The sequence below is a fragment of the Bradyrhizobium sp. ARR65 genome, from assembly GCF_000472385.1.
GTDB lineage: Bacteria > Pseudomonadota > Alphaproteobacteria > Rhizobiales > Xanthobacteraceae > Bradyrhizobium.
The window spans coordinates 104,761-131,489 of record NZ_AWZU01000021.1; the positions used below are offsets into that span (position 1 = coordinate 104,761).

23 protein-coding genes and 2 pseudogenes are annotated in these 26,729 nt (G+C 58.2%); 19 read left to right on the forward strand and 6 right to left on the reverse strand.

From position 1 onward, the window contains the following. Nucleotides 1-54: 54 nt before the first annotated feature. From F758_RS44370 to F758_RS0122760, 4 genes are all read right to left on the reverse strand, one after another. A complete protein-coding gene (locus tag F758_RS44370) occupies nucleotides 55-819 on the reverse strand; it encodes a MerR family transcriptional regulator (RefSeq protein ID WP_024510029.1) in 765 nt (254 codons plus the stop codon). Nucleotides 820-937: 118 nt separating this feature from the next. Continuing rightward, nucleotides 938-1,150, reverse strand: a complete 213-nt coding sequence (locus F758_RS0122735; RefSeq protein ID WP_245286557.1) for a hypothetical protein — start codon at nucleotides 1,148-1,150, stop codon at nucleotides 938-940. 1,408 nt (nucleotides 1,151-2,558) lie between these two features. Further along, a complete protein-coding gene (locus F758_RS0122750; protein WP_024510032.1) occupies nucleotides 2,559-3,494 on the reverse strand; it encodes a LysR family transcriptional regulator in 936 nt (311 codons plus the stop codon). A gap of 684 nt (nucleotides 3,495-4,178) precedes the next feature. Beyond that, nucleotides 4,179-5,120, reverse strand: a complete 942-nt coding sequence (locus F758_RS0122760) for a LysR family transcriptional regulator (RefSeq protein WP_024510033.1) — start codon at nucleotides 5,118-5,120, stop codon at nucleotides 4,179-4,181. A 108-nt stretch (nucleotides 5,121-5,228) separates the two neighbouring features. Here F758_RS0122760 and F758_RS48020 point away from each other — a divergent pair, with 108 nt between their 5' ends. The 13 genes and pseudogenes from F758_RS48020 to F758_RS53340 all read left to right on the forward strand — a co-directional run bounded on the left by F758_RS48020 (nucleotide 5,229) and on the right by F758_RS53340 (nucleotide 18,663). Beyond that, nucleotides 5,229-5,999 (forward strand): response regulator, encoded by a 771-nt coding sequence (locus tag F758_RS48020; RefSeq protein ID WP_198026545.1) that lies wholly within the window; start codon nucleotides 5,229-5,231, stop codon nucleotides 5,997-5,999. Further along, a complete protein-coding gene (locus F758_RS0122770) occupies nucleotides 5,996-6,628 on the forward strand; it encodes a NodA family N-acyltransferase (RefSeq protein ID WP_024510035.1) in 633 nt (210 codons plus the stop codon). The genes F758_RS48020 and F758_RS0122770 overlap by 4 nt, the downstream gene beginning before the upstream one ends. Then, entirely contained in the window at nucleotides 6,625-7,284 is a 660-nt protein-coding gene (gene nodB, locus F758_RS0122775; RefSeq protein WP_024510036.1) for a chitooligosaccharide deacetylase NodB, read from the forward strand. Before F758_RS0122770 ends, nodB begins: the two co-directional genes overlap by 4 nt. Before the next feature lie 15 nt (nucleotides 7,285-7,299). Next, complete coding sequence (nodC, locus tag F758_RS0122780) at nucleotides 7,300-8,670, forward strand: chitooligosaccharide synthase NodC (RefSeq protein WP_024510037.1); 1,371 nt, start codon at nucleotides 7,300-7,302, stop codon at nucleotides 8,668-8,670. Further along, nucleotides 8,642-9,310: a nodulation methyltransferase NodS gene (nodS, locus tag F758_RS0122785; protein ID WP_502689169.1), complete on the forward strand. Its 669-nt coding sequence runs from the start codon at nucleotides 8,642-8,644 to the stop codon at nucleotides 9,308-9,310. Before nodC ends, nodS begins: the two co-directional genes overlap by 29 nt. A 12-nt stretch (nucleotides 9,311-9,322) precedes the next feature. Continuing rightward, entirely contained in the window at nucleotides 9,323-11,032 is a 1,710-nt protein-coding gene (gene nodU, locus F758_RS0122790) for a nodulation protein NodU (RefSeq protein WP_024510039.1), read from the forward strand. 9 nt (nucleotides 11,033-11,041) lie between these two features. Then, nucleotides 11,042-11,956, forward strand: a complete 915-nt coding sequence (nodI, locus tag F758_RS0122795; RefSeq protein ID WP_024510040.1) for a nodulation factor ABC transporter ATP-binding protein NodI — start codon at nucleotides 11,042-11,044, stop codon at nucleotides 11,954-11,956. A gap of 3 nt (nucleotides 11,957-11,959) precedes the next feature. Then, nucleotides 11,960-12,748, forward strand: coding sequence for an ABC transporter permease (locus F758_RS0122800; RefSeq protein WP_024510041.1), 789 nt, complete (start codon nucleotides 11,960-11,962; stop codon nucleotides 12,746-12,748). Nucleotides 12,749-13,126: 378 nt separating this feature from the next. Further along, a complete protein-coding gene (locus tag F758_RS0122805) occupies nucleotides 13,127-14,122 on the forward strand; it encodes a nodulation protein NodZ (RefSeq protein ID WP_024510042.1) in 996 nt (331 codons plus the stop codon). Nucleotides 14,123-14,638: 516 nt separating this feature from the next. Then, the gene (locus tag F758_RS0122810; protein ID WP_024510043.1) at nucleotides 14,639-15,475 is read left to right on the forward strand and encodes an SDR family oxidoreductase; all 837 of its coding nucleotides are present in this window, start codon (nucleotides 14,639-14,641) and stop codon (nucleotides 15,473-15,475) included. A gap of 175 nt (nucleotides 15,476-15,650) precedes the next feature. Continuing rightward, a complete protein-coding gene (gene nifA / locus F758_RS0122815) occupies nucleotides 15,651-17,486 on the forward strand; it encodes a nif-specific transcriptional activator NifA (protein ID WP_024510044.1) in 1,836 nt (611 codons plus the stop codon). Nucleotides 17,487-17,750: 264 nt separating this feature from the next. Next, nucleotides 17,751-17,957 (forward strand): annotated as a pseudogene (locus F758_RS53335) (acyl-CoA dehydrogenase family protein); the annotation flags it as partial. Between the two features lie 10 nt (nucleotides 17,958-17,967). Next, a complete protein-coding gene (locus F758_RS53340; RefSeq protein WP_084305593.1) occupies nucleotides 17,968-18,663 on the forward strand; it encodes an acyl-CoA dehydrogenase family protein in 696 nt (231 codons plus the stop codon). On the opposite strand, the pseudogene F758_RS53345 reads toward F758_RS53340, so the two are convergent. Then, nucleotides 18,646-18,776, reverse strand: a pseudogene (locus F758_RS53345) (IS630 family transposase); the annotation flags it as partial. The gene F758_RS53340 and the pseudogene F758_RS53345 sit on opposite strands and share 18 nt — an antisense overlap. Nucleotides 18,777-18,908: 132 nt before the next feature. Here F758_RS53345 and F758_RS51960 point away from each other — a divergent pair. From F758_RS51960 to F758_RS0122855, 5 genes are all read left to right on the forward strand, one after another. After that, nucleotides 18,909-19,103 (forward strand): phage integrase N-terminal SAM-like domain-containing protein, encoded by a 195-nt coding sequence (locus tag F758_RS51960; RefSeq protein ID WP_024510045.1) that lies wholly within the window; start codon nucleotides 18,909-18,911, stop codon nucleotides 19,101-19,103. Between the two features lie 227 nt (nucleotides 19,104-19,330). Next, nucleotides 19,331-19,495: a site-specific integrase gene (locus F758_RS51965; RefSeq protein WP_245286562.1), complete on the forward strand. Its 165-nt coding sequence runs from the start codon at nucleotides 19,331-19,333 to the stop codon at nucleotides 19,493-19,495. 1,133 nt (nucleotides 19,496-20,628) lie between these two features. After that, a complete protein-coding gene (locus F758_RS0122845) occupies nucleotides 20,629-21,471 on the forward strand; it encodes an electron transfer flavoprotein subunit beta/FixA family protein (RefSeq protein WP_024510047.1) in 843 nt (280 codons plus the stop codon). 16 nt (nucleotides 21,472-21,487) lie between these two features. After that, nucleotides 21,488-22,618 carry an electron transfer flavoprotein subunit alpha/FixB family protein gene (locus tag F758_RS0122850; protein ID WP_024510048.1) on the forward strand — a complete coding sequence of 377 codons (1,131 nt, stop codon included), beginning with the start codon at nucleotides 21,488-21,490 and terminating at the stop codon, nucleotides 22,616-22,618. A gap of 35 nt (nucleotides 22,619-22,653) precedes the next feature. Further along, a complete protein-coding gene (locus tag F758_RS0122855) occupies nucleotides 22,654-23,946 on the forward strand; it encodes an FAD-binding protein (RefSeq protein ID WP_024510049.1) in 1,293 nt (430 codons plus the stop codon). Nucleotides 23,947-24,489: 543 nt separating this feature from the next. On the opposite strand, the gene F758_RS0122865 is transcribed toward F758_RS0122855, so the two are convergent. Beyond that, nucleotides 24,490-25,854, reverse strand: coding sequence for an MFS transporter (locus F758_RS0122865; protein ID WP_024510051.1), 1,365 nt, complete (start codon nucleotides 25,852-25,854; stop codon nucleotides 24,490-24,492). Between the two features lie 648 nt (nucleotides 25,855-26,502). Here F758_RS0122865 and F758_RS44385 point away from each other — a divergent pair. Then, on the forward strand, nucleotides 26,503-26,729 hold a 227-nt coding region (locus tag F758_RS44385), incomplete at its 3' end, for an AAA family ATPase (protein ID WP_157450114.1).

The following is a 26,729-nucleotide window of genomic DNA, read 5'->3' on the forward strand; positions in this document are numbered from 1 at the left end:
CATCGGCGCCTCCTAAGAAGCGGAGTCGCAATTCGTTCAATGCTTCAGAAAGTCTCATGTCCGCCCCGTCGTGGTAGAAGGCTGAGCGAGGCTGGAGGAGTTGCCTGAGCGGGGCCGGTTCTCCAATGCGCTAAGCGCGAGATCGAGATACCGCATGAGGTTCGGATCCCAGCCTGCGAGAGTCCGGGGTGTGCTCAATCTGGTGAGAACCCTGAGAATGGTGGAGACGGTCGAGCCGACCCCGGCGATTTCAGTGATGAGCGCGCGAGCGTCAACCGCCACGGCGGTTGACCGTTCGCTGCAAGGCTGTTCGCCGCGCTCCATGCAATCGCGCAACCGGTCGCGTATCTGTCGCCAGCGCTCCTCTCGATCCTCGTCTAAATCGCATTCGCATTGCGGCGCCTGGTTGCGCTGCTCATCGCGCGACATTGCATGCAGTGTGGCGGGAAGCTGATCCACACTGACCTGTATTTCACCAGGCATCGTCATATTGCGCAAACGATCTCGCAACATGGTCGTGCGCGCCACCTGAAGCTCAATTTGCTCCAAATGCTTGTGCAACAGCTCAGTGAGCGACGTCCTGCCGTCCATCGCTCTGCGAATCTCTTCCAGCGAGAACCCAAGCTCACGCAGAGCACGGATCTGATACACGCGCTTGAGACTCTCGCGGTCGTACATCCGGTGACCACCGTCAGTGCGCTCAGACGCGGAAAGTAAGCGCATGTGCTCATAGTGATGCAGCGTGCGAACCGTTACGCCGGTCGCCTCTGCAAGTTCGCCAATGCGCCATCGACGCCTTCGTGGTGTAGCTTTGATCATGGTTTTCAAGTGTGAAGCCTACAACCTGACGTCACGTGAGATTCAAGCGATTTCAATGGTCTAGCTGAATCCTCACCATTTCGATGCGACTGAGGTGGGGTTTGTGGACGCCGCATGATCAAGCAGCAGACGCGATTGCATCCATCAAACTCCTCAATGACACCAGCCTCGCTTCGCCTCCGCCGGCCCGTTCGAGAACAAGCTTGGCGATTGCTGTGCGATTCTCGGAGGTCTGCATCGTTGGAGGCAGCATCGCGATTGCTTCATCAAAAATCCTTCCCAACATCGAAAGCTCTTCTGGATCGTAAACACCACTGCACTGCTGCAACATTCGCTCCGTGTTTATCGTTGCACTGGAGGGGCGCACGTGGCCACAGCGTTTGGCGGCGGTAGGGCAAAAATCAGACGGACCGGGGGCGTACAACTACGAAGATGCCTTGTCCGTTCCGGTGATGCCGTCATGCAACATAGTTCTCGCAGAACGGTTCGGAAGTGTCGCGCATATGATGTGCAGTAAATAAGCTGACGCGAGCCTTGTTATACGTGCGCCCGCCAGCGGCGCCGCTGTTTGTTTTCAGACAACCAATGTCCGACATCGCCCGGCCTGGATACATGTCGATGCGTGGTCTGATACAGGCTGGCGAGAAGCAGTCGTGGTATTATGTCGGCCACACGATGCTTCAGAGCGCGACGGCGCGACAATTTGTTAAACGGCCTTACAGCGAATCGCTCTCGTTGGATGATGGATAAGCCGGCTACTCATCACCGGGCGTGATGGCAGGCATTCACGCGGTCGATATGTGCGGCGCAAACCATAGATGGTTGGATGGTCGCAGTGGCAAGCTTCAGTGCGGATGCTGAGGAGGAGATCGGACGGCACAAAACAGTATGCGCTATGTGGTCATGATCGAATCAAGTGCTGTCCGTATAAGAGACGATGGTGAGTGCGTTGAGCAAGCTCCTCGCCTGGCCGCGTTTTTCTCAGCGCACTTCTGAGCAATTCGATTCGTTGGACGGTAGGATGCGTCGACATGTGAACATCCCTGCTGAACCGTTCGCGGGGAAGATCCGATTGGGGCGCTTCGCGGAGCTCGATCGCACGTGCTCTATTATCGTCCGCCAATTGGCGGAGTGAGTGTCCATCGCGCCAAGAGCGTCTAACGCGATCGATGAGGACTGAAGGGTCTGCGTAAGCACCCGGAAATTGCGCGCCGCGTGAAGGACCGAATTGGAGCGAGATCTGTTGGGAGCGTGTCATCGTGCACTCTCACGTCCATCAAAACGGCTCCCTTACCTAGGCGAGAAGAACAAAGGGCCCTGTTCTAGAAAACCGCCCGTGCGCCGATAAGAGCAAGCCAGCTCATTGTTTAAGAGGCGGGCAGTAGTGAGAGCGCGTGCCACAAATCGCAACTCCAAGCTGGTGCGAAGGGAGAACGAATCTCGGGCCGATTGGTTAACCACTCCGTGGTTGGTGCCGATGCCTCAGCCGCTTGGGAGCAGAGGGCAACGTCAGCGGCAGCGCGGATGGGGCTTGCTCACGCTGGTAACAAGGACCTGTAGGTAGACCGCGGCAGCAAGATTGTCGTGCAGCCACGCCGACGAGACTGGGCTCGCGAGCCGCCGGCGGTCGTGTAGGGCAGCATTGCGTTTGAACCGCCCCTCGCGGGCGAGACCGAGACGGACTCCGAAGAGCGAAAGGGTTACTGCATCAGAGTCCGCGCGACCCCGATGGTAGCGCGTTAGGTTTGGTGCTCGCTGTCGCGCACGGGAGCCATACGTGAGGCTTCCTGGACTAAGAGTTCGCGCATCCAGATGCTAGCCGGATCACTGTCGTGAAACGCGGGCCATTGAAGAGCTTCGGTGAATGCTGGAAATGGCAGAGAAATATCAGCTATCCGCAGGGGCATGGTTTGGTTGAAATGGTTAACGAGCCTCGAGGGTATGGTCGCTATACGGTCAGTCTCCGCGAGCAGGGGCGGGATCAGGCCAAAGCTCTGCACAACGATTTCGATTCGTCGCTTGAGGCCGCGCTCGAGCAAAAGTGTCTCTTCTATCGATGGGATTTGTGCACGTCCGAATCGCACTGCAACGTGTCCCATCGACATGTACCCCTCGAACGTAAGCTGGCGCGACAGTTGCTCGTTCGTCGGGCTGCCTACGCAGACGAGCCTCTCCTCGAACAAACGCGCCTTAGGGTGCGCGCTCGACATGAACAATTCCGGTAAGATAAGAAAATCGACCTCGCCGCGTCGGATAAGATCATCGGGCTCGTCGCCGAGTGCCAAAAATTCAAAACAGATCCCGGGAGCCTCCCGGGCAACGCGCTCCACGATGTTCCGAAAAAACACCATCGCCACGAAATCGGAAAGAAGAATCCTGAAGCGGCGATTCGATTCGGCCGGGTTGAAAACGTCCTTTGAAATGACAGATAGCTGGATGTGCAAAAGAGCTTCGCGAATGGGCCCGGCAAGGCTTTCCGCGCGCGGCGTCGGGACGAGTTCTCGCCCTCTCATGGTAAAGAGTTCATCCCCGAAATACGTGCGCAGTCGCCCAATGGCGGCACTCATCGCCGGTTGGCTGAGATTGATGCTGCGCGCTGCAGCCGTGACGTTACGCTCAGCCATCAGAGCGTCGAGTGCCACGAGAAGGTTTAGATCAAAGCCCTTAAAACGCATTCTGTACTTAAGAACCGGTGTTCGTGTGCATGATCTTAGCGAGCATTATCCACAGCCTCACTTTCTTCGACTTGGCTCGTTCAGCCTACGAGGGATTCGTTCTCGTACGCGGCCGAGCAGATCTGACGCCAAAACAGCAAGACGCCGCCTTGAAGTAGGGCCGGTGGCCCGCAGGTGGGAAAACCACTTGTTTTGATCTGAGGTGCGCACCGTGACGCCCAGCAGAACCGCCACAGCGCTATCGATGCCGAGTAGTGTTGATCTTCGTTGCATGCTTACAACCTGACGTAATGGGCGATTCAAGAGGGCCTTGCGGAGGAAGATATAAATCGTGGTTCAACGCCGAGTATAGTCTCGCCACAGCTGTGGCTGCCTATAGGCTGAGTTACTAGATTCTGTTTTGCGACGCTCGGGTTTCTCGGAGCGGCCCAGAGCCTGTGCGCGAAATCACTAGCGTGTAGTCCGAACAACGGACAAATGCGCTCGTGAACGGAGACTGAGCTGTGCTAAGTACAGTTGGCTGTGATCGGGGTGGAATTGGGACTGCCATATAAGTGCGGAAACAGGCTCGCGCGAGCGGCTGGGGAGCGCTCCCGCGGGAAGTCACAGAAAAGTCGATTGACCCGACAGACCAGCGCCCTCGAAAGACGCGACTATCTGACGCAACAAATGAGTTAAGCATGCTTAGCGCTGCTTGCGGCTTCGAGTGGTCTCCCGCGGACAATCCATGCGGGAGGCCTCCTCCAGAAATATTTGTCGCAGCCAAATGCTTGCCGGATCAGAGTTGTGAACCGCTGGCCATTGGACCGATTCCGTAAAGTCCGGAAGTGGCAGCGGTGGTTCGAGGATGCGCAGGGGAGTTGTCTTTGCAAAAAGCGTTGCCAGCCTTGATGGCATTGCCGCTATACGGTCCGTCCCCCACAGCATCGGCGGGATCATCGTAAAGCCCTGCACCGCAACGTCGGTGCGTATCTTCCAGCCGTGCTCAATGAACAGCCATTCCTCGAGGTTGGGCTTTATTGCCGATCCGAACCGGGCGACGACATGCCCCATCGACATGTAGTCGTCGAATGTGAGTTCGCCTGGCACGTGCTTGTTGTTGCAGCAGGTCACGCACACGAACCTGTCCTCGAACAGTGTCGCTTTAGGATGCAAGTTCGTCATGAACCGATCTGGGAAGAGCAGAAAGTCCACTTCGGCACGGCGAAGAAGTTCATCGGGCTCGTCGGCGAGTAGCAATTCGAAGCTGACGCCGGGAGCCTCCCGAGCGAGCCGGTCGACGACCTTTCTAAAGAAGACGACCGTCATGAAGTCGGAAAGAATGATTTTGAAAACACGAGTGGATTGCGCGGGGTCGAAGACATCGGGCGAAATGATGGAGAGCTGAATGTGCGCCAGCGCCTCCCTTATCGGGCCGGAAAGTCCTTCCGCACGTGCTGTTGGAACAAGCTCGCGCCCCCGCATCGTAAATAGCGTATCGCCGAAATAGTCGCGCAAGCGCGCAACCGCCGCGCTCATCGCCGGCTGGCTGAGGTTGATCCGTCGAGCTGCCGCAGTGAGATTGCGCTCGGTCATCAGAGCATCGAGCGCGACGAGTAGATTGAGATCCAGGCCCTTGAAACGCATGGTCCGTTCTTATCCATAGTGTGGATGTGTTTCATAAAAACAATCGATTTTACCAATTCTTCCGAATGCCGGATAGCAAACCTCAGTTTAGAAGTGGGGCATATCAAAATGGTTATCGAGCTTTGCTCTGACGTCGAGAGAGACTCTCTGCTGCGCGCTGGGCATCAATCGAGGCGCGTCTGCCTTGCTTTGATTTTCAAGGGCTTGGGTAAGCTGTTTCGCGAAGGTGTCGCGCGACGGATTCTGGCTAGCGTCGGCCAGAGCCAGCTGTTGGCAAACCTTCGTTTGATTTTGTCAAACCTTTCTATATTTCCCACTGTCCTGCGTACGATTGAGCAGACCATAAGCCTCGCTCTAGGGTCGCCGCAGATCGGAGGGCGCCAATTTCAGGTGCCGAATGCGTCTGCGGACCGATCAGTCAAAGCGGACCTCAATCAAGTCCAATCAAAGCGGCGAGGAAAGTCGATGCTGGATTTCGTGCGCGTGGCACACGCGCTCGACGTCATCTCCGTCGTGGAGAATGATCCTTCTGTGCGCGAGGTATTGATTAGCATGTTGTTTTCCATGGGCTACGTGGCAGAGCCATTCTGCACCGCAGATGAGTTCTTGAGGTCGAACACTCGTCCGTACACCTCGTGCTTGATTGCGGATTTGCAGCAGCTGAACGTGACGGGGGTCGAGCTCAGCGAACGTCTGGCTGGCTCGGGGACACCTATTCCCACCATTCTGCTTACGAACCATTCCTTCGATGAGAGCTGCACAGCGCCGCGGCTAGGCTGCATCTCCTATTACCTGAGCAAGCCCTACAGCGAACGTGAGCTGGGCGCGTGCATCAAATCCGCACTCAAGGGCCGGACGGCGGGTAGGAGCAAGGCATGAACATTGCCGTGTCCACTCCTTCGGTGGGTCCGTCCATGCGCTCGCAAGTACGCTGGAAAGCCACTTGGGAAAACGAGCTGCGCCTCGCCGATCACATCGAGCTATCCGACTTCTTCCGAAAGACGTACGGACCGACGGGCGCATTCAATGCAAAGCCATTCGAAGCCAATCGAAGCTGGGCTGGTGCGAGGCCCGAGATTCGGGTCATCGGTTACGACGCGCGTGGTATAGCCGCTCACGTTGGCATACTGCGCCGGTTCATCAAGGTCGGCGAGGTCGACGTGCTCGTGGCCGAGCTCGGATTGTATGGGGTGCGTCCGGACCTCGAGGGACTCGGAATTAGCCACGCAATGCGCGTCATGTTTCCGGTTCTGCAGCAGCTCGGTGTGCCCTTCGGGTTCGGCACGGTCCGGCATGCGCTCGAGAAGCATCTTACGAAGATGCTCGTCCGTCAGGGGTTGGCAAACATCCTCTCGGGGCTGCGCGTGCGGTCTACGCTTGCCGATATCTATCTAAATGTGCCGCCAACCCGGGTCGAGGACGTCCTCGTGGTGGTCATGCCCGTTGCTAAGTCGATGAGCGATTGGCCGACCGGGACTATGATTGATCGGAACGGGCCAGAGCTGTGACACATCTTCAGTTCTTGTCAGAGGTGCGCAGCGAAGGCCGCGACCGGATCGAAAGGCCGGGCGTCTATTTGACCTTCGATGACGGTCCTAATCCGCGCTTCACAGCGGATATTCTCGACGTCTTGGCTCAACACAAGGTCTCCGCCACATTCTTTGTGATCGGCGCGTATGCGCTCGATCAACCGAAACTGATCCAACGTATGGTCGCAGAAGGGCACGAGGTCGCAAACCACACGATGACCCATCCGGATCTGTCCCGATGCGATCCTGCAGAAGTCGAACAAGAGATCTTCGCGGCAAGCAGCGCGATCAGGATGGCCAACCCGCAGGTATGTCCGCGGTACATGCGGGCTCCGTACGGCATGTGGACCGAAGAGGTTCTCGCGGTCTCTGCCAGAGCGAGCCTAGCCGCTGTTCACTGGACCCTAGATACACGAGACTGGGCTCGTCCTGGCGTCGACGCAATTATCGATACCGTGCTGTCCTCGGTCCGGCCGGGTGTGATCGTGCTGTTGCACGATGGGTGTCCTCCGGAGGAGTTGAGTTCTAGCTCTGATGCCGCTCTGCGCGACCAGACCGTCTCTGCACTCTCTCGCCTGATTCCGCAATTGCATGAACGCGGATTTTCGATCCGTTCGCTTCCCAAACCTCACTAAACAAACTGGCTCCTTATGAACCTGCTCGCTACAACCAGCACTGTTGCTATCTCTTGCTATGCGCTGCTCTCGACTGTTTATCGAAGCGTACAGGCGCTCTATGCGCAACCCATAGAGCCACTCTTGGCGGACCGGTCGGTCGAGACTTACGTTTTGCCGAGCGTGGATGTCATCGTCCCCAGCTTCAACGAAGATCCGCGCACGCTGTCGGCGTGCCTTCGGTCCATAGCCGACCAGGATTACGCTGGAAAGCTGCGGGTCTATGTGATTGATGATGGCTCGGAAAACCTTGAAGCGGTCGTACCGGTGCACGACACCTACGCCAAAGACCCCAGGTTCAACTTCATTGTGCTCCCAAAGAATGCAGGAAAGCGCAAGGCGCAGATCGCGGCGATACGCCGTTCATCTGGAGATCTGGTGCTGAACGTCGACTCAGACACGATACTCGCCCCCGATGTGGTCACCAAGCTCGCATCGAAGATGCAAGATGCGAGCGTCGGCGCTGCCATGGGGCAGCTGACAGCAAGCAACCGGAGCGACACCTGGTTAACCAGGTTGATTGATATGGAGTACTGGTTGGCCTGCAACGAGGAGCGCGCGGCACAAGCTCGTTTTGGCGCGGTTATGTGCTGCTGCGGCCCCTGTGCAATGTACCGCCGATCGGCGCTCCTTTTGCTATTGGACCAGTACGAGACGCAATTCTTTCGAGGAAAGCCGAGCGACTTCGGTGAGGATCGCCACCTGACGATCCTCATGTTGAAAGCAGGGTTTCGAACGGAATACGTTCCTGAGGCGGTCGCGGCGACAGTCGTTCCGGACACCTTGGGGCCTTATCTGCGGCAACAACTCCGATGGGCACGGAGCACTTTCCGAGACACTTTTCTCGCATTGCGGCTGTTGCCTGGCCTCGACCGCTATCTCACGCTAGATGTGGTCGGGCAAAATCTTGGCCCCCTACTTCTCGCGCTGTCGTCGCTGACGGGCCTGGCGCAGATCTTGTTCACGCGTACCGTGCCGTGGTGGACCGGGCTGATGATCATATTGATGACGGCCGTCCGTTGCAGTGTGGCAGCTCTCCGTGCTCGTCAACTTCGGTTCCTGGCCTTCTCTCTGCATACACCCATCAACATCTTCCTGTTACTCCCCGTAAAGGCATATGCGCTGTGTACATTGAGCAACAGCGACTGGCTATCTCGTAAAGCGGTCCAATTGCCGGCAGATGGCGACAAACAGGTCGTTGACCGAAAAGCTGTTGATCGAGAAAGCATTCTGGAACGGGGGCAGCGTCCCGGATCACACCGCAGGATAGATCTTGCGCCCGGTCGTTCAAGGCGGGTCGGGTCGGAGACCCTCTGCCGTGGCGAGTCAACGGGACGCGCTGGCTGAGGAAGACGTCGTGAGTCTGGAAAAGCAATATCAAGCCTTGGAGCTGGAGTTAGCGGCGGATGATCCCTGGCGTCTCGACGGAAACCCGTTCGAGCGGGAGCGTCACACGCAAATGCTCCGCCTGTCGCTCTCGCAAGAGGGCATTACGAATGCCCTCGAGGTAGGCTGCGCCGCCGGCGCGTTCACTGAGAAGCTCGCGCCCCACGCTCAACGGCTGACCGTCGTGGATCTCATGCCGCGCGCGATCGGTCGGGCGTGCCAAAGGACGAAGAGGTGGTCCCACATCACGTGGATAGCCTCGGATATCCTAGAATTCTCAAGCGCAGAGTCGTTCGATCTGATCGTCGTTGCGGAGATTCTTTATTATCTCAGCGACGTCGAACAGATGCGCACAGCCATCCAAAATCTGGTTCGGATGCTTGCGCCAGGTGGGAGGGTAGTGTTCGGATCCGCCCGCGACGCCACCTGTCGGCGCTGGGGGCATGCCGCCGGCGCCGAGACAGTCATCGCAATCTTCAAAGAGACGCTGACCGAGATCGAACGGCTGCACTGCCAAGGCGCCTCGTCCAACGAAGACTGCTTGCTCGTGCTCTTCCGGAAAGAGGGACGAGCTTCAGACCAGTCCAACATCCGGCCCTAACATGGAGGCACTATGCGCGTTTGCGGTATCAAGCTGACCCATGATGGGGCGGTCGCTCTTGTCGAGGACGGACGCCTGGTCTTTTGCACCGAGCAGGAGAAGCGAGGCAATAATCCGCGCTATCAAACCATCGACAATCTCGACTGCGTCGTTGCCGCTTTGGCAGAGCACGGCCTTGCTCCGGAAGATGTTGATCAATTTGTGATCGACGGATGGGATGGGGAGGTCGAGTCGCAGTTCCGGCTTCTTAGCGGGACGGCTCCCGTCACTCTCAAGGGCGGGCCTTACGTCGAACGGCATCCTGAGGGTCTTCTCACCTCGCGCGACGGCTTAGGCCTCATGCTAAGCGGCCGGGACTTTCCGTATGCGAGTTATCCGCACGTGACTGGCCACGTCGCCTCTGCATACTGTACGAGCCCATTTGCAGAAGCGGGCGAGCCAGCGTTTTGCCTGGTATGGGACGGCTGCATCTTTCCACGTCTCTATCACGTGGACCGCCGCGGTGCGCGGTTCGTCGACTGTCTCTTTCCGGTGATAGGGCATGTCTATGCCGTCGCCGGCCATCACTTCGGGCCATATAAGCGCGACACCAGGACCAGCTGGGACTTAGGTGTTGCCGGCAAGCTGATGGCCTATATTGCACTGGGATACGCCAATGAAGACATCATAAAGGTGTTCGGCGAGCTATATCTGGAGCGCTTTGCAGGCGAGACCGAACAGGCGCGTCGTTACCGTGCGGAGATCAACTGCCCTGAGTTATCCCTTGCTGCGATGCACGACTTCTTCGACGCCAGCGCGCCCCTTTTGAAGGGCAAGCGGCCGGAAGATGTACTGGCATCACTTCATTGCTTCCTCGAGCGTCTTCTCGTCGAAGAGGTGATCGACGCTTTGCAGCGGCATACGGAGTTGGCCGGAGCGCGTAATCTGTGCATAGCCGGAGGCTGCGGTCTCAACATCAAATGGAACAGTGCACTCCGTGAGACCGGGCTGTTCGATGCTGTCTGGGTTCCGCCGTTTCCGAATGACAGCGGCTCGGCCATCGGTGCCGCTTGCGCGGGAATGGCTGCGCAGAAAGGCTTCGTGCCGCTCCAATGGTCGGTTTATAGCGGTCCCGCCCTGCTGCCCAGCGATGTGCCATCTGAATGGGAATCAACGCCGTGTAGCATGCGTGAACTTGCCAGTATCCTCGCAAGTAACAAGCCTGTGGTGTTCCTAGCCGGCAACGCCGAGCTCGGGCCAAGGGCATTGGGAGGCAGGAGCATTCTGGCGGCCGCAACATCGGCGGGAATGAAGGACCATCTCAATGACATCAAAAAGCGCGAATATTACCGGCCAGTAGCGCCAATATGCCTGGAAGATCGCGCGCCAGACATATTCAACCCCGGCACACCGGATCCTTACATGCTTTTTGACCACCAGACGCGGCCCGAATGGCGGGATAAAGTCCCAGCTGTTGTACATCTCGACGGGTCTGCGCGATTGCAGACGATCTCGAGAACCTCACCGCATAAGGTCGCCGAACTTCTCGTGGAGTACGAGAAGCTCACTGGCATTCCGCTACTCTGCAATACCAGTGCAAATCACCACGGACGGGGCTTCTTTCCGAACGCGGCCGCGGCCTGCGAGTGGGGACGCGTCGAGCATGTCTGGTGTGACGGCCTGCTCTGGACCAAAACGGTCCCAACTCAGTTAGCGCGCTCCGAACCGCTAGTTGCAAGCTGACGTCAGCGCATGCCGAGCCTCGCAATCCAACTCGAAGGCGTCAAGAAGTCATACGGCAACAACATCGTTGTTGACGGGCTGTCGTTCGCCGTGGCGCGAGGAGAATGCTTCGGCCTCCTGGGACCGAACGGGGCTGGCAAGAGCACGATTGCACGCATGGTTCTCGGGATGACGTCCGTTGATGCGGGCAAAATCAGCGTGCTTGGTGAATCGATACCGGCGCGAGCGCGTCTCGCACGCGTGCGCATCGGCGTGGTGCCGCAGTTCGACAACCTCGATCTCCGGCTCACAGTGCAACAGAACCTGCTCGTGTTCGGGCGGTATTTCGGCATGAGCGCCCGCGAGGTCGAGGCAGCGGTGCCGCAACTTCTTGCGTTTGCACGCCTTGAGACAAAGGCTGATGCACAGGTAGGCGAATTGTCTGGCGGCATGAAACGTTGCCTGACGCTGGCACGTGCGCTGATCAACGACCCGCATCTACTCGTCCTTGACGAGCCTAGTACTGGGCTTGATCCGCACGCCCGCCATCTGATGTGGGAGCGTCTGCGATCGCTACTCGCTCGCGGCAAGACCATCCTTTTGACTACGCATTTCATGGAAGAAGCTGAGCGTTTGTGCGATCGGCTGTGCGTGCTTGAAAAAGGACACAAGATTAGCGAAGGCAAGCCTCACACGTTGATAGATGAGCAGATCGGCTGCCAAGTTCTTGAGATCTATGGCGGCAACCCGCATGAACTGGTGACGCTGATCAAGTCCTACGCGCAGCGCATTGAAGTGAGCGGGGAAACGATCTTTTGCTATGCGTCTGATCCGGAACAGGTTCGGCAGCAGCTGAAGGAGCGCGCCGGTCTACGCTTCTTGCAGCGTCCTGCGAATCTCGAGGACGTCTTCTTGCGATTGACCGGGCGCGAGATGGAGAAGTGAATGATGGGTCAAGCCTATTTGGCGGCCATGCCCGCAAATGCGTACAATTGGACGGCCGTGTGGCACCGCAACTATCTGGTATGGAAAAAGGTCGCGATTGCATCGGTTCTCGGCAACCTCGCCGATCCCATCACCTACCTTTTCGGGCTCGGCTTTGGCCTCGGCATCATCGTGGGGCGCGTGGACGGGACTTCATACATCGCGTTTCTCGCGGCTGGGATGGTTGCGACCAGCGCCATGACATCGTCTACCTTTGAGACGATTTATGCGACCTTCGCAAGGATGCATGCCGAGCGGACCTGGGAAGCCATTCTTTGCACCCAACTCACGCTGGGTGACATCGTTCTTGGAGAATTGGCCTGGGCAGCCAGTAAAGCCGTTCTCGCCGGAACGGCGATCGGGATTGTTGCCGCGACCCTCGGCTATGCTGGCTGGATGTCCGTTCTCTATGCGCTGCCAGCAATCGCCCTCACTGGCCTCGTCTTCGCGAGCCTGGCGATGGTCGTCATATCCTTGGCTCCAAGCTACGATTACTTCATCTTCTATCAGACGCTTGTCGTCACACCGATGGTGTTCCTCTGTGGCGCGATCTTCCCGATAACTCAGCTGCCTAGCGGATTTCAGCGCCTCGCTAGGCTGTTGCCCCTCGCACATTCAGTCGACCTGATTCGCCCGGTAATTCTCGATCGTCCAGGCAGCGACGCCGCCCTCCATGTCAGCGCGCTTTTCATCTACGCCCTGTTGCCATTCTTCTTGTCAATTGCGCTGTTTCGCCGTCGTCTGATGCGTTGACGACCGATCTCGCGCAAAAAAAAGAGGCATGGGATGCAGCGAAGTGAATTGTGCAGCAGCACCATAATGGTGACCGAAATCGGCTCGCGAAATGTGAGTTTGGGAGCTGGGTCCCGTGGGCGAGGCGCGGGCGCAGTGGCGAGATGCCGGTAGCCCAGGTTCACGGAGGGGACTTGAACGGGCCGGCTGCAAGCGGGCGCGGCGTCTCAAACGAGACTGCAGAGCATCATCCGAGGCGACGCCATTGCTGCTGCAAACGATAACGGCGCAGGAGTTTGGGGCTGAGATCGACCCGGCGCGGGTCTCGTTCGTAAGCCACCATATGTGTAGAAGAAGCTGCTTCTCATGAGCGCACAATCACAGGAGAAGGATGCTAAAATGCTTGCTAGTAGCACGACGAACGATCGGTTCGTCGTTATGCGGCGACGTACCGGTTTTGGTGATTGCTTGTGGTCGCTTGCGGCAGCCTGGAGCTATGCGCGACGGACAGGGCGCGCGCTCGCCATTGACTGGCGTGGCTCCTGCTATCTCGATCAATCCTTTACAAATGCCTTTCCCGTGTTCTTCGAGCCAGTGCAACGCATCGCTGGTGTACACGTTGCTTGCTGCGATGACGAGATCAATCAGTTCGCGTTCCCGGGGCCGTTCTTCCCTGAATGGTGGAATAAACCGCCGATCGACTGCATCTATCGTCCGGATGAACAGATCTTCCGGGAACGTGATGAGCTGGCACAGCTCTTCGAAGCCGCGACTGATACTGAAGCGAAGACGGTCGTCTGTGACGCTTGTCTGATGTGGCGTTGCGATGAGGCTGCGGAACGTCAGATCTTTGAGAGCGTCAAGCCGAGCCGTGAAATCCAAGCGCGGATCGATGCCATCTATCAAGAACATTTCGAAGGATACAGCGTCATCGGGGTTCATGTCAGGCATGGCAACGGTGAAGATGTCATGGGACATGCACCTTACTGGGCTGATCCAGATTTGGCCCTGCGTCAGGTATGCGCGGCCATCGACAGGGCGAAGGTGTTGTCGCACCCAAGACCAGTGAGGGTGTTCCTGTGCACGGACAGCGTTCGCATGCTTCAACGCTTATCGGCCATCTTTCCCGATATTTTTGTGGTCAGAAAGCGTTTCCAGGCGGATCGGGCCGGGCCGCTGCATAGTGCAGAACTGGGGGTGGAGGGAGGGATTTCGGCTCTGGTCGACATGTACCTCCTCGGCCGATGCGATACGGTTATCCGTTTTCCGCCGACCAGCGCCTTTACGCGCTATGCTCGCCTTTTCGCTCCACGCGTCATTGAATTCGATTTGAACGATCCGGCTCGGCTGATCCTGATTGAACAACAATCCGAAGATCTTGCCGTTTCACGATAGTGCTAACGTGCACCTGAGCCAACCTGTCGTGCAATTGTGCAAATTGCGGATGATCACGTCGAACGCGAATAGCAGCTGAGACCGACTGACCGCGCGAATTATACAAGGCGGGCTATATAGCTCGCCTTCGGCGCCGGCTTGAGTGACTCGAGCTTGCAATCCGGCAGCCTCGTCCTACCGCGTCCCGATGGCGGCGGAATGGCAGGTAAACCTTAGCGCTATTGACGATGCATTTTCTATCGTTATGGATGCGCGGGATCACATTGACGGCGCTGATACTTTGCGCGAGCGCCTGTTCTCGCAGAGCCCTCTGTGGCTTTTCGCCGCTGGTCGACAGATGGTTCGTGGTGGGTCGTATCCTGCTGTCCGAAACCGAACCGAGGCGCATGTCCGAAACCTACCAAGCAGATAGAGAACGCTACATCTAATCCCAAAATCGCGAGCGTTCGTCCAGAATAAGACTGGCCCAAATCCTGCAGCGCCGGTCGCGAACGAGCGTGAGAATCTGAGGGAAGCTTGAGTCTCGATCTGAACGAGGAATATATGACGACCGCTCCAGCATCGGCCAAGGAGGCGGGCTGTCCGTTTCACAGCGATAGAGCCGGCGTCCACCAGGGAACACGGAAGACCTTGCTTTTGACGGGGGCCTCGCGCGGCATTGGTCACGCCACCGCAAAGCTGTTTTTGGAAGCGGGCTGGCGCATCATATCCTGCGCGCGCCAATCGTTCGACGGCGAGCGGTGCCCATGGGACCGCGGCACCCTGGATCATATCCAGGTCGACCTCAGCGATCATAGGATGCTCCCGCGTGCTATCGCCGAGATCAAAGACCGTCTTGCGGGCGCACCGTTGAATGCATTGGTCAACAATGCGGGTATGTCACCGAAGACATCGGACGGCGCACGACTGACGTCGTTGACGACATCGGTCGAGACCTGGATGAGGGTCTTCCACCTCAATCTGGTGGCGCCCATTCTCCTTGCGCAAGGGCTCTTCGAGCAGTTGCAAGCCGCCCAAGGTTCGATTGTCAACGTGACCTCGATTGCGGGTTCGCGGGTACACCCGTTTGCCGGTAGTGCCTATGCCACCTCGAAAGCTGCGCTAGCGTGTCTCACGCGCGAAATGGCGCACGATTATGCACCGCATGGCATTCGCGTGAATGCGATCGCACCGGGAGAAATCAAGACGGACATTTTATCGCCGGATACAGAAGCTCGCCTTGTGCCAAACATTCCACTGCGCCGGGTGGGCACACCGGAAGAGGTTGCAAAAGTGATCTTCTTTCTGTGCTCGGATGCAGCGAGCTATGTCACAGGGAGCGAGCTGCCCATTAATGGGGGCCAGCACCTGTGATCGGCAGCCGCTGGAGCGAAAACCGGCCGCGCCGAATTGGTCACCCCGATCCGCGCCATTGCGCGCGAAGAAACAAATAACAAATTGTAAATGTGGGTAATATTTTACCACAACGTCATAAATGCGTGATATTCCTCGAGGCCATCCCGTGAACTGAGCGCGGATCGAGGATGACATGCAACCCAATGCTCGCAAATCCGAAGAACATGACAGGCAGCGTGATCAGAACAACGGAGAGGTCGTTACCTTGCGCATCGCCTCCGTACGCGAATGCACCAGCTTAACCTCCGAGACTGACGACAAGCTGACTGCTGAGCACTTGGACGAGACCGCACTCACCGGCATCTTCGAGATTTCCAGAGTGCTTACCGCCACCTGCCGGCTCGAAGTCACCCTGGCCAATGTCGTCCGTCTTCTGCAATCGTTTGTGCAGATGCGTCATGGCATTATCTCTCTGTTCGAGGATGATGGCGTTGCTGGGATCACGGTCGGCTCCGGCTTGGGCGAAGGTTCCGATGAGCGCTATCAAAACTGGCTGCCGCAAAGGGCGATCGACGAAATTGTGGCGACGGCCATGCCGCTCGCCGCCGAGAACGTAGCCCTGCATTCAGCCTTCGATCCCGCGGATATCGAACTCCTTGGGGCCTCCGACAGAACACCAGTGTCGTTCATTGGCGTTCCCATTCGCATCGAGCCGAAAGTCGTGGGTACGCTGACCGTCGACCGTATCCCGGATACCAGGTCGAGCATCCGGCTCGATAGCGACGTCCGGCTACTTACGATGGTCGCTCAGCTCGTAGGGCGGACAGTGAAGCTGCATCGCCTGTTCGCCAGGGACCGCGAGCGGCTGATGGCTGAGAAAGAACGGCTGCAAAAGGAGCTATCGGAGTTCAAGCAGCCTGCGCGGGAGCGTAAGAAGGTTCATGTCAACGGGATCATTGGCGACAGCCCGGCTCTGCGTCGGCTGCTCGACCAGATCGCGGTCGTAGCCAAATCGAACAGCACGGTTCTCTTGCGCGGCGAATCCGGGACTGGCAAAGAGCTGGCGGCCAAAGCCATTCACGAGCAGTCGGCGCGCGCCAAGCGGGCCTTCGTCAAGCTCAATTGCGCCGCGCTGCCTGAGACGGTGCTGGAATCGGAATTGTTCGGACATGAGAAGGGGGCTTTTACCGGCGCCTTCAGTTCACGCAAAGGCCGGTTCGAACTCGCCGACAAGGGTACGCTGTTCCTTGACGAAATCGGCGAGATCTCGGCCTCCTTCCAGGCAAAGCTGCTCCGTGTGCTCCAGGAGCAGGAATTTGAGCGCGTCGGCAGCAACCAGACCATCAAGGTTGATGTTCGCGTGATTACCGCCACTAACAAGAACCTCGAAGAGGCGGTCGCAAGGAACGAATTTCGGGCCGATCTTTATTACCGCATCAGCGTGGTTCCTTTGCTGCTGCCGCCCCTGCGCGAAAGGCGCGCTGATGTTCCGATGCTCGCTACCGAGTTTCTCAAGAATTTCAACTGCAAGAACGGCCGTAACCTGAGTTTCGATTCAAGTGCGATTGAAGTGCTCATGACCTGCGGTTTTCCGGGCAATATCCGCGAGCTCGAAAACTGCGTGGAGCGCACAGCGACTCTGGCGCCCGGACCATGGATCGTCAGAAACGATTTTGCCTGCTGCCACGGCCAGTGCCTTTCTGCGATGTTGTGGAAAAGCGGATCCGACGACATAGCACCGCATGCCAAACCCATTCTAGCCACGTCAGCGAGTCCGGCCATACCGCCGGTTGATGTCGCTAAGCCAGTTGCACCTGCGGTCCCGCCGGTCGGCAACGAGCAGGCAGCGCCGACTCCTTTCGCTACACCGCTCGTCGGTGGCGCGAGGCTAATCGATCGCGACGCTCTCATCAGCGCGATGGAAAGGTCGGGCTGGGTACAAGCAAAGGCGGCGCGGCTGCTTGGCCTGACCCCGCGCCAAATTGGTTATGCCCTCAGGAGATACGGTATCGAGATCAAGCGGTTCTGAACAAGGTTTGGCTTGAGGCCGCAGTTTAGGCGAATAGTCGCCCAACCGCGCTTGTGTTGGTCGACCCCGAGGGATTCCGCACTCCGATTGCCAGGATCGAGAAAAGATCGCCAAAATGGTTCCAGATCGCCGGCACTTTGACGCCGGATTCATAAGCGCCGAAGCCTTGTCCTTGCCGACGCATTCATCGAAGCGGCGCCGCACATCCCTGAACAAAGGCATCTCATATGGGGAGCAACACGCGGCGACCTGTGCGCTTTCGCCTTGACGGAGCCTGGAGCTGGCTCTGCCCCGCGGCATATAGAGGCTTCGGCTTTCATGCACGAAGATAGGGTTCGCATCTCTGGCCGCAAAATTTGGACCGGCCTCGCTGACTGGGCTCGTTGGATCGTTTGCTTTGCGCGAGCCTCTGGTTCCGATGCGAAAGGTCGTCTCGTTGGTGTACTCGTCGATAGGCAGGCTCCTGGCCTAAAGGTCACGCATGGTACTCCGGCGGGAAGTAGTGAAGGCAATGCTGGGTGCATCCTGCCGACTTGTCTCAGCGCAGGGCGCGCCCAATGTCCACCTCGCGTCGGCAACGAAGGTTTTGTCATCGGAGTGGTGCGGCCTCGTCGCTGATCAATGCGTCCAACTCTTAGGTGGCCGTGGTTACGATGAGGGGACGCCTGTAGCTAAAATCTATCGTGACGCTCGCATTCTCCGCATCTTCGAAGGTCCAACTGAGACGCTCCTATCGCATCTCGGCCGCTGCCTTCTCTCTAGAGCCACACGTGACGAAATAGCCGATCTTTTTCGGTCTCTTGGTGCGGCGCCGGTCCATGCTGCTGCGATTGAGGAAGTCTCTGCGCTCAATGAGACGGACGGTGCCGTGCTAATCTATGCGGGGTGGCTCACCACACTAGGACTGGCACAAGCTGTCTTGTCTGCTGGCTGCTTCGCCGCCTCAGATTGTGCCACAGCCGCGGCCGACCTAGTCAGTGCCGAATTAGCAACTCTCCGTACTCGCGCGCCGGCACAGCTATCATTCGAAAGCCGCATTCGCGCTCGTCGGACTCTGAATGCCTTCCTTCAAGACGCAGCGTCTTCCATCCGCTCACCAGTCATCGCAGACAATTACCTCAAGCTGGTACAGTATGTCAGACACCCTAGTCACGTGAATCTAAAGTTCGCCACATAGTGTCTGCTCAGCTTTGTGGTAGAAACCTCTGACGGAAGCCAAAATCTGGTCCGCGGACTCTTTTTATTGTGCAGGTCGATGAAGGTCTGCGGATTCCGCTCGGCGTCGCCCACTATTCCGCAATGATCTCGCCTACGATTGAACGAACCCGCTACGCCGGAGTGGAGGCAAGCCTGCTCAACTGAGCTGCGCTATCTGAGAGGATGTTGGTCTTCGCACCACCCCTTTCAAGACAGGAGACCCAGATGGCTGGGACGAAGCCTCTTCGCCAGCGCATGATCGAGGACATGACGGTCCGCGATCTGTCGCCATCGACTCAACAATCCTATATCTATGCGATCGCAAAGTTTAGCCGGTATTTCGGCTGCGCCCCGGACCGGCTGAGTTTCGAGCAGGCCCGCACCTACCAACTGCATCTCGTCGGCCAGAAGCGTTCGTAGTCCCACATCAATCAGGTGGCCTGCGCGCTGCGGTTCTTCTACGGCGTGACTATTGGGCAGGCGGAGGCATTCGAGCGGATCATCGCTGGCCAGACCCTGACAAGCTCCCGCTCGTCCTCAGTGCCGAAGAGATCGTGCGCTTCCTGGGCGCGGTTACTGCGCAACCGCGTCGCGCTGGCGACGCTTATGCGGCTGGCTCACGGGTTGGCGAGGTCGTCCGCCTGAAGGTGAGTTCAATCGACAGCAACCGAATGTTGATCCACATCGAGAACGGCAAGGGCGGGAGGGACCGTTACGCGATGCTTTCGCCGCGACTGCTGGAAGTTCTGCGTGCGTACTGGATGCGAGCCCGGCCGGGGCTGTGGCTATTTCCAGGCCCAAGATCCCAATGAACATGTCATCGCCCGCGGCGTCCAGGCGGCCTGCCGGGCCGCCCGCCGCTGGAAGCGCTCCGGCGAGCAAAAGTCACCGGCGTTCTGAACCTGATTTTATGCCAAGAGTTCTCCACCTCTCTACCGGACCATCAGGCGAGAACCTGATATTCGAGACGACGGCAGCGACGTCAACATCAACGAGACAATCGACAGTAGCGTATTTCAGCGTTGGTGCGCGGATCCAACCTATCGTCCGATTAATCTTCTCGAGTAGGCGAAGCGCAAGAAGTTGATGTTGCCCAACTGCAAACGTCTGTGCGGGCCGACGACCCTCAGGTGGTCGTACCTGACCAATGAGCCAACTGCGTTCACTGGATTGGCGGTACTAGCCACGACTGTACATACCTGATGCTCGGCCACGATCTGCGCCGCGGCAGACAACCTGCAAAGACCGATGACGATGCCAAAACCGACTCATTCCAAATCCCAGTCGGCGCTACCTACGGAAAGTTGGACGCACATTCGTGCGGAAAGTTCGCCGCCAATCGACACTTGTAGCCGCTCTTCGCCCATGCGCTGGCGCCAGCAGGTCTCGGAGGAGCGGTCAAAGACCAAAAGGGGCAGGAAGAACTCTTCGCCGCAGAAGAGCTGGTAAGTAAGTCTTGCTCTGTCGCTTGTCGCGTCGTTTCCTTAGGTTTCGTCGGTCCCTCCGATGCCACCCACGGAATCATGACCCGCGATTCGAAGGAGTCGAAAAAATGAATTGCAAGCTTTCGGGCCCTCAGACCCAACAAGCTTGCAATCTCAAGCCTCGTTCCGCTCCAAAAATCGACTCCCGCTCAGCCGCTTGGGAGGTTTTTCAAAGGAAGGCTATCTGCACGCTCAACAAAGTCCCATCGTGGGGCAACGATCCCGAATCGCGCCCCGCGGCCCTGTTTCATCATCCCTTGCTGTGGGGCTCGCTCTTAATGGTTCATGTTAACCGCTTATCACGCGGCCTGAATGGCGGTGTCGGACTAGCTACGAATGTCGGAGTTCTGCCTTCATCGAGCTGTCAAGATATTCGAGCAAGTAATTGAAATTTCGGATGATTCTGGATGGTACGGCATTTGCAGCTCGCTCGCAACCTGTCGTAACTCCCGGAAAGGCACATGCATACTGTCGTCTGCATCAAGCAGGTCCCCGACTCCGCGCAGATCCGCGTGCACCCTGTGACCAACACGATCATGCGTCAGGGTGTGCCGACGATCATAAACCCATACGACCTTTTCGCGCTGGAAGCGGCACTGGAGCTGCGCGACAAGTTTGGGGGCGAGACCACCGTCCTTACAATGGGGCCCCCTTCAGCCGAAGACTCCTTACGTAAGGCGCTGACCTTCGGCGCCGATCGAGCCATATTGCTGACCGACCGCTGCTTCGCAGGCGCCGACACCCTGGCAACGACTTACGCTCTGGCAACCGCCATCCGCAAAATTGGCAAGGAATACGGCCCGCCCGACCTCATTTTCACAGGTAAGCAGACGATCGATGGCGACACCGCACAGGTCGGTCCGGGAATCGCGAAGCGGCTTAATGCGATGCAGCTTACCTATGTCAGCAAGATCCAAACCGTGGATCTCGCCGCACGCACAATCGAAGCGGAGCGACGTTCCGAAGGGGGCGTCCAAGTCCTGCGCACCAGGTTGCCCTGTCTCATAACCATGCTTGAGGCGACCAACCAGATTCGCCGCGGAGCTATGCGGGATGCGTTGCGGGCCGCACGGTCGCCGATTGAGAAATGGAATGCGCACAACGCAGGTGTCGAGGACATCTCTAAATGCGGTCTCAAGGGCTCGCCAACCGTCGTCAAGCGCGTCTTCGCACCTTCTGCGCGCGCGCAGAAGGCGGTGCTGGTGGAAGCCGCGGAGCAGCCGGAACGAGCATTGATTGATGAAATTTTCAGGCATCAACCAAAACTTGAAGCCGAGCTTGCAGCTTCTGCCCGCGATTCCTGATCTGGAGAATTTTCGCATGACCAATGTGACGAAAGTGCCCGCCACGCCCGCGCAAGGTCGCGCCAGCGCGAAAAAGGAGCTGCCGGAGCACTTCAAGGCGTACAGACACGTCTGGGTGTTTGTCGAGCAGGAACGAGGGAAGGTGCATCCCGTCTCGTGGGAGCTGTTGGGCGAGGGCCGCAAGCTCGCCGATAAGCTCAAGGTCGATCTCGCCGCCGTCGTTGTCGGTACAGAGGGCGAGGCAACCTTCGGCGCCGCGGTGGAATCCTTCTGCTATGGCGCAGATCTCGTCTATGTTGTGGCCGATCCTGTGCTCGCGGATTATCGGAACGAATCCTACACCAAAGCGCTGACTGATCTCGTCAACACCTACAAGCCGGAGATCCTGCTGCTGGGCGCAACGACCTTGGGCCGCGATCTCGCGGGCTCCGCGGCGACCACACTGCTGACCGGCTTGACCGCCGACTGCACCGAGCTCGATGTCGATGCTGATGGTTCGCTCGCAGCGACGCGCCCAACCTTCGGCGGCTCGCTACTCTGTACGATCTTCACCTTGAACTACCGCCCGCAGATGGCGACCGTCCGTCCTCGCGTCATGGCGATGCCAAAACGCGTCTCACGCGATCCCGGCCGCATCATCGTCCATCCGCTGGGCCTTGTTGAAGACGACATCGTCACCAAGGTGCTATCGTTTGTTCCGGACCGCGAATCCGCCAAATCCAATCTCGCCTATGCTGATTTCGTCGTTGCCGGCGGCTTGGGCTTGGGATCGCCGGAAAACTTTCAACTGGTCTGTCATCTCGCCGCCGCGCTCGGAGCCGATTATGGCTGCTCCCGGCCGCTGGTGCAGAAGGGATGGGTTAGCTCGGACCGTCAGATCGGCCAAACCGGTAGGACCATTCGGCCCAAGCTCTATATCGCCGCCGGCATTTCCGGCGCGATTCAGCATCGGGTCGGTGTGGAGGGAGCCGATCTGATCGTCGCCATCAACACGGACAAGAACGCGCCGATCTTCGACTTTGCCCAGATTGGGATCGTAGCCGATGCGATCGGCCTATTGCCGACGCTCACAGCCGCTTTTCGTCGGCGCCGAGGAACTCGTGCTTTCCCGAGCGCCCGCCTGGCGGAGGGCGGGGCACGCCCGTGACGCGAGAAAGGTGCGGGTCGAAATCGGAGAGGTCCATGATCGGAGATAGGTTCGACGCCATCGTGGTCGGCGCCGGAATGGCAGGGAACGCCGCTGCGCTGAGCATGGCTAAGCGAGGCATGAAAGTGCTGCAGCTCGAGCGCGGCGAATATTCCGGATCAAAGAACACCCAGAATGCCATCCTCAATCCGGAAGTCCTGGAAGGACTGATCCCAGATTTCCGGGCGGACGCGCCGCTCGAACGTCGTCTCGTCGAGCAGCGCTTCTGGATGCTGGATGAGCGCTCTCATGTCGGGCTGCGTTACCGTTTCCACCATTGCAACGGCAAGCGACCGGATCGCTATCTCATTCTCCGAACCCGCTTCGACAGATGGTTCTCCGCGAAGGTGAGGGAGGCCGGCGCAACCGTCTTGTGCCAGACCAGCGTTACCGAGTTAGCGCAAAACCGGACCGGTCGTGTCATTGGCGTGCGCACCGATCGGCAGCGCGACATTATTCAGGCGGATGTGGTCGTCATTGCGGAAGGCGTCAATAAGTCGCTCGCCACGCGTGCCGGGTTCTGCGCGTGTCCCAAACCGCACGAGGTCGCACTGGTTGTCAAGCAAGTACATTCTTTGCCGCGGCGGATCATTGAAGCCCGTTTGAATCTTAAACGCGACGAAGGCGTCATGATCGAAACCACCGGCACGATCTCGCGCGGCATGAGCGGCATGGGTTTCATTTACGTGAACAAGGACTGTATCTCACTTGGAATAGCCTGTCTCGTTTCCGACCTTCAGCGTGCGGGTGAAAGGCCTTACGGGATCCTAGAGCGTTTCAAGCGTCACTCTTCGGTGCTGCGGCTAATTGAGGGATCCGAGCCCAATGATTATTCAGCGCACCTCATCCCCGAAGGCGGATACAACGGCAAACCACGACTCTTCGGCGAGGGCTGGGTGTTAGTCGGGGATGCCGTCCAACTGAACAACGTCGTCCGCCATGAAGACTCGAGCCTTGCGATAGCCTCGGGGAGGATTGCCGCGGAAGCCATCTTCCGCGTGAAGTCAAGCGGTGATCCCATCACGCCCGATTGCCTCTCTGTATATGAGACAATGCTGAACCAGTTCGTTGCGCATTCAAAAAAGCCTTTTCCGGCGCTGTTGCATACGAGGCCGGAGAATTTTCGTCTGACCCATGCGCAGCTGATAGCAAAGGCCATGGAAAACTTCGCTCGGCTGGAGGGCACTTCTGATGCGAAGCAAGACGGGCCGACGTCAGCGTCATTTTTGAGTTCATGCGGCTGGAGCTGGTCCGTCCGTGATGCATTCCGGCGGCGTCTATTGCGCTAGGCCGAAAGAGATCAGAACCGCAGTGCGGACCGCTTGGGGGTTACGATCCCCGCCGCCACAAGTATCGCTGCAGACCTACCTTGTTCAGCCCGGGGGCTGGATCGGCATTGTGCTCCAGTATTCGATGGTTGCGCTCTTGAGTGCGGCGGCGCTCTTGAAGGCGCCGCCGCGAATTCGGTTTCAGGTCATCTTGAGCGAAGAAGCGCTCGACCATGTTCAGGAAGGACGCCGAGGTCGGTGTGAAGTGCCAATAACAGCGCGGATGCGCCTTGAACCAGCGCTTTACGGCCGCGACTCACGGGTAGCACATGTTGTCGAAGACAGGTGGAGATCGAGATCGGGGGCGCTGATCTATCGGCTTAAGAAAGCGCAGGAACTCGCAATCCCCCTGGCGGAGCGTGCAGGTCTCGATCACGCTACCATCCAGCATGTTAAGAGCCGCCAGCAGGTCGTGGTGCCATTGCGTTTGTAGTCGTGGCGCCAGCGCGGCCCGCTTTCGTCGGCAGGCCGCGCTGGTATGGTCGTGAGCCTGGATTTAGCTCTTCATCGACACAGAACACCGGCGGCTTCTCGGGAGGATTGAGGTAGAGCCCGACCAAGCGGCAACGGCTTTTTAACTCTCGACGGCTTGGGTGTCCGCGGATAGACCGCGAGTGCGCCGATGATACCGAGCACAGCTGCGAACATCAGCCAAAAAGCCGGCGAGGCCTTGTCTTCGGTCCGGCCGATCAACCAGGTCGAGACGAACGGCGTAAAAGTGCCAAACAAGGCGGCCGCCAATGAGAAAGCCAGCGAGAAGCAGGTTGTGCGTACATGCTTTGGCACGATCTCAACGAGGGCGCCCAGCATGGCTCCGCTATAGGTGCCGAAGTAGAAGGAAAACATCATTTCCACTCCCAACATCTTGGCAAATGTCGGCGCGCTCACCAGCCAGTACAGAGCCGGATAGGTTGTCACCAATGCAAGCCCAGCAATCGTCAGTAGGACCGGCTTGCGGCCGATCCGGTCGGAAATTGCTCCCCCGATTGGATTCCAGATGAAGTTCGTCAGGGCGACCAAGAGCGTCACCAGCAGGGCGTCCTGAGAGCTCAGTTTCAAGACGTTCTTGCCGAATGTCGGCGTGTAGACCGTTACAAAATAGAAGGTCGTGGTGGTCAGGATCGCGATCATCATGCCAAGAAGGACGATCCGCCAATTGGCGAGTGCAGAGGTGAACACCTCGCGAGCTGTCGGATGCTTTTGCATCGCCAGGAATTCCGGTGTCTCCTCCAGCGTTCGCCGCAAGAAGAAGATGAGCGGAACAATGAGGCAGCCGAAAAAGAACGGCACGCGCCAGCCCCAGGCGGCGACTGTCTCAGCCGGGATCAATTCGTTCAGCAGATAGCCCAGGACCGCAGCCACAAAGATCGCAACCTGCTGGCTGCAGGATTGGAAGGAGGTATAAAAACCGCGCTTGCCTGGGGTCGCGATCTCCGAGAGGTAAACCGAGACGCCGCCGACTTCCACGCCGGCGGAAAAGCCCTGCAGCAGACGTCCGAACAGAACGATCAGGGGCGCGGCAATCCCGATGGTGGCGTAACCCGGACAGAATGCAATGACTACGGTCCCGACCGCCATAATCGAGAGTGTTACGATCAGCCCTTGGCGGCGGCCGATCTTGTCGATATAGGCGCCGAGCGTGATCGCACCGACCGGACGCATCAACGCTCCCAACCAGAACACGCCAAATGTGTTCAGCAGCGAAGCAGTTTCGCTCTCAGATGGGAAGAAAGCCTTCCCAATGGCGGTGGCATAAAAGCCGAATAAAAAGAAATCGAACTGCTCGAGAAAATTGCCGCTGGTGGAACGCAAAATCGCGCCGAGGCGCGAGTTGAGCTTTGATGCTTGCGCTATGGACGTTTGTGACACCGCGAGTTTTCTCCCCGTCTGAAATGGCCGGTTGCGGAAAAAACCTCACGCCAGCCTAATTTAAGTCCGGCCACGAATCTGCCATGATGGGCGCCGGCCAATCCGAAACCGCCTGAGGTTTCCGGCATATTTTCGGCGATCAAGTTCGAAGTAGCAGATTTTCAGGAGTCTTTTGCTCTCCAGCTGTGTACACGCGGTGCTTGTATGCCAAGGCCTGGCGGAACCGCATGGCGGCCCGATTGACCGAACTTGGCTCGCCAACGCAACGAACAGCCGACAGTCTTGTCGACAACAACGGCCGTAAGTTGCGCGACTCCGCATTCGTTGTCCACTTAGCAATTTCCGTTCCGCGCACCAGCTGCTGTCGCCTTTCCGACACCCGCACAGATCCGGTCAGGTTCGAAACACTTGGCGTGATCAGTCCTCGCGCGAGTAGTTGTCGGGCGAAATCAGTGGCTTAAAGGTCCGCGGACAGCGCTGGCATGGCCATTGCTATTGTGCTGCAGCAACACTGAGTGAGGGCTAAGCGCACGCAGACGCGCAAGGCGAGCGATCTTCTGCTTACCTTCAACCGGTGTGCCCAAAAGGGAAACAAGCTCGCGCGCGAGGAGCGCGCAATCTTTGGCAAATCGGTTGATGGAGAGCAACATGGCTTCACTGCGGCAGATCGCATTCTACGGGAAGGGCGGTATCGGCAAGTCGACGACCTCGCAAAACACGCTGGCNGCGCTGGCCGAGATGGGACAAAANATCCTGATCGTNGGCTGCGATCCCAAGGCCGACTCGACCCGCCTGATCCTGCACGCGAAGGCGCAGGACACGATCTTGAGCCTCGCGGCGAATGCCGGCAGCGTCGAGGACCTCGAGCTCGAGGA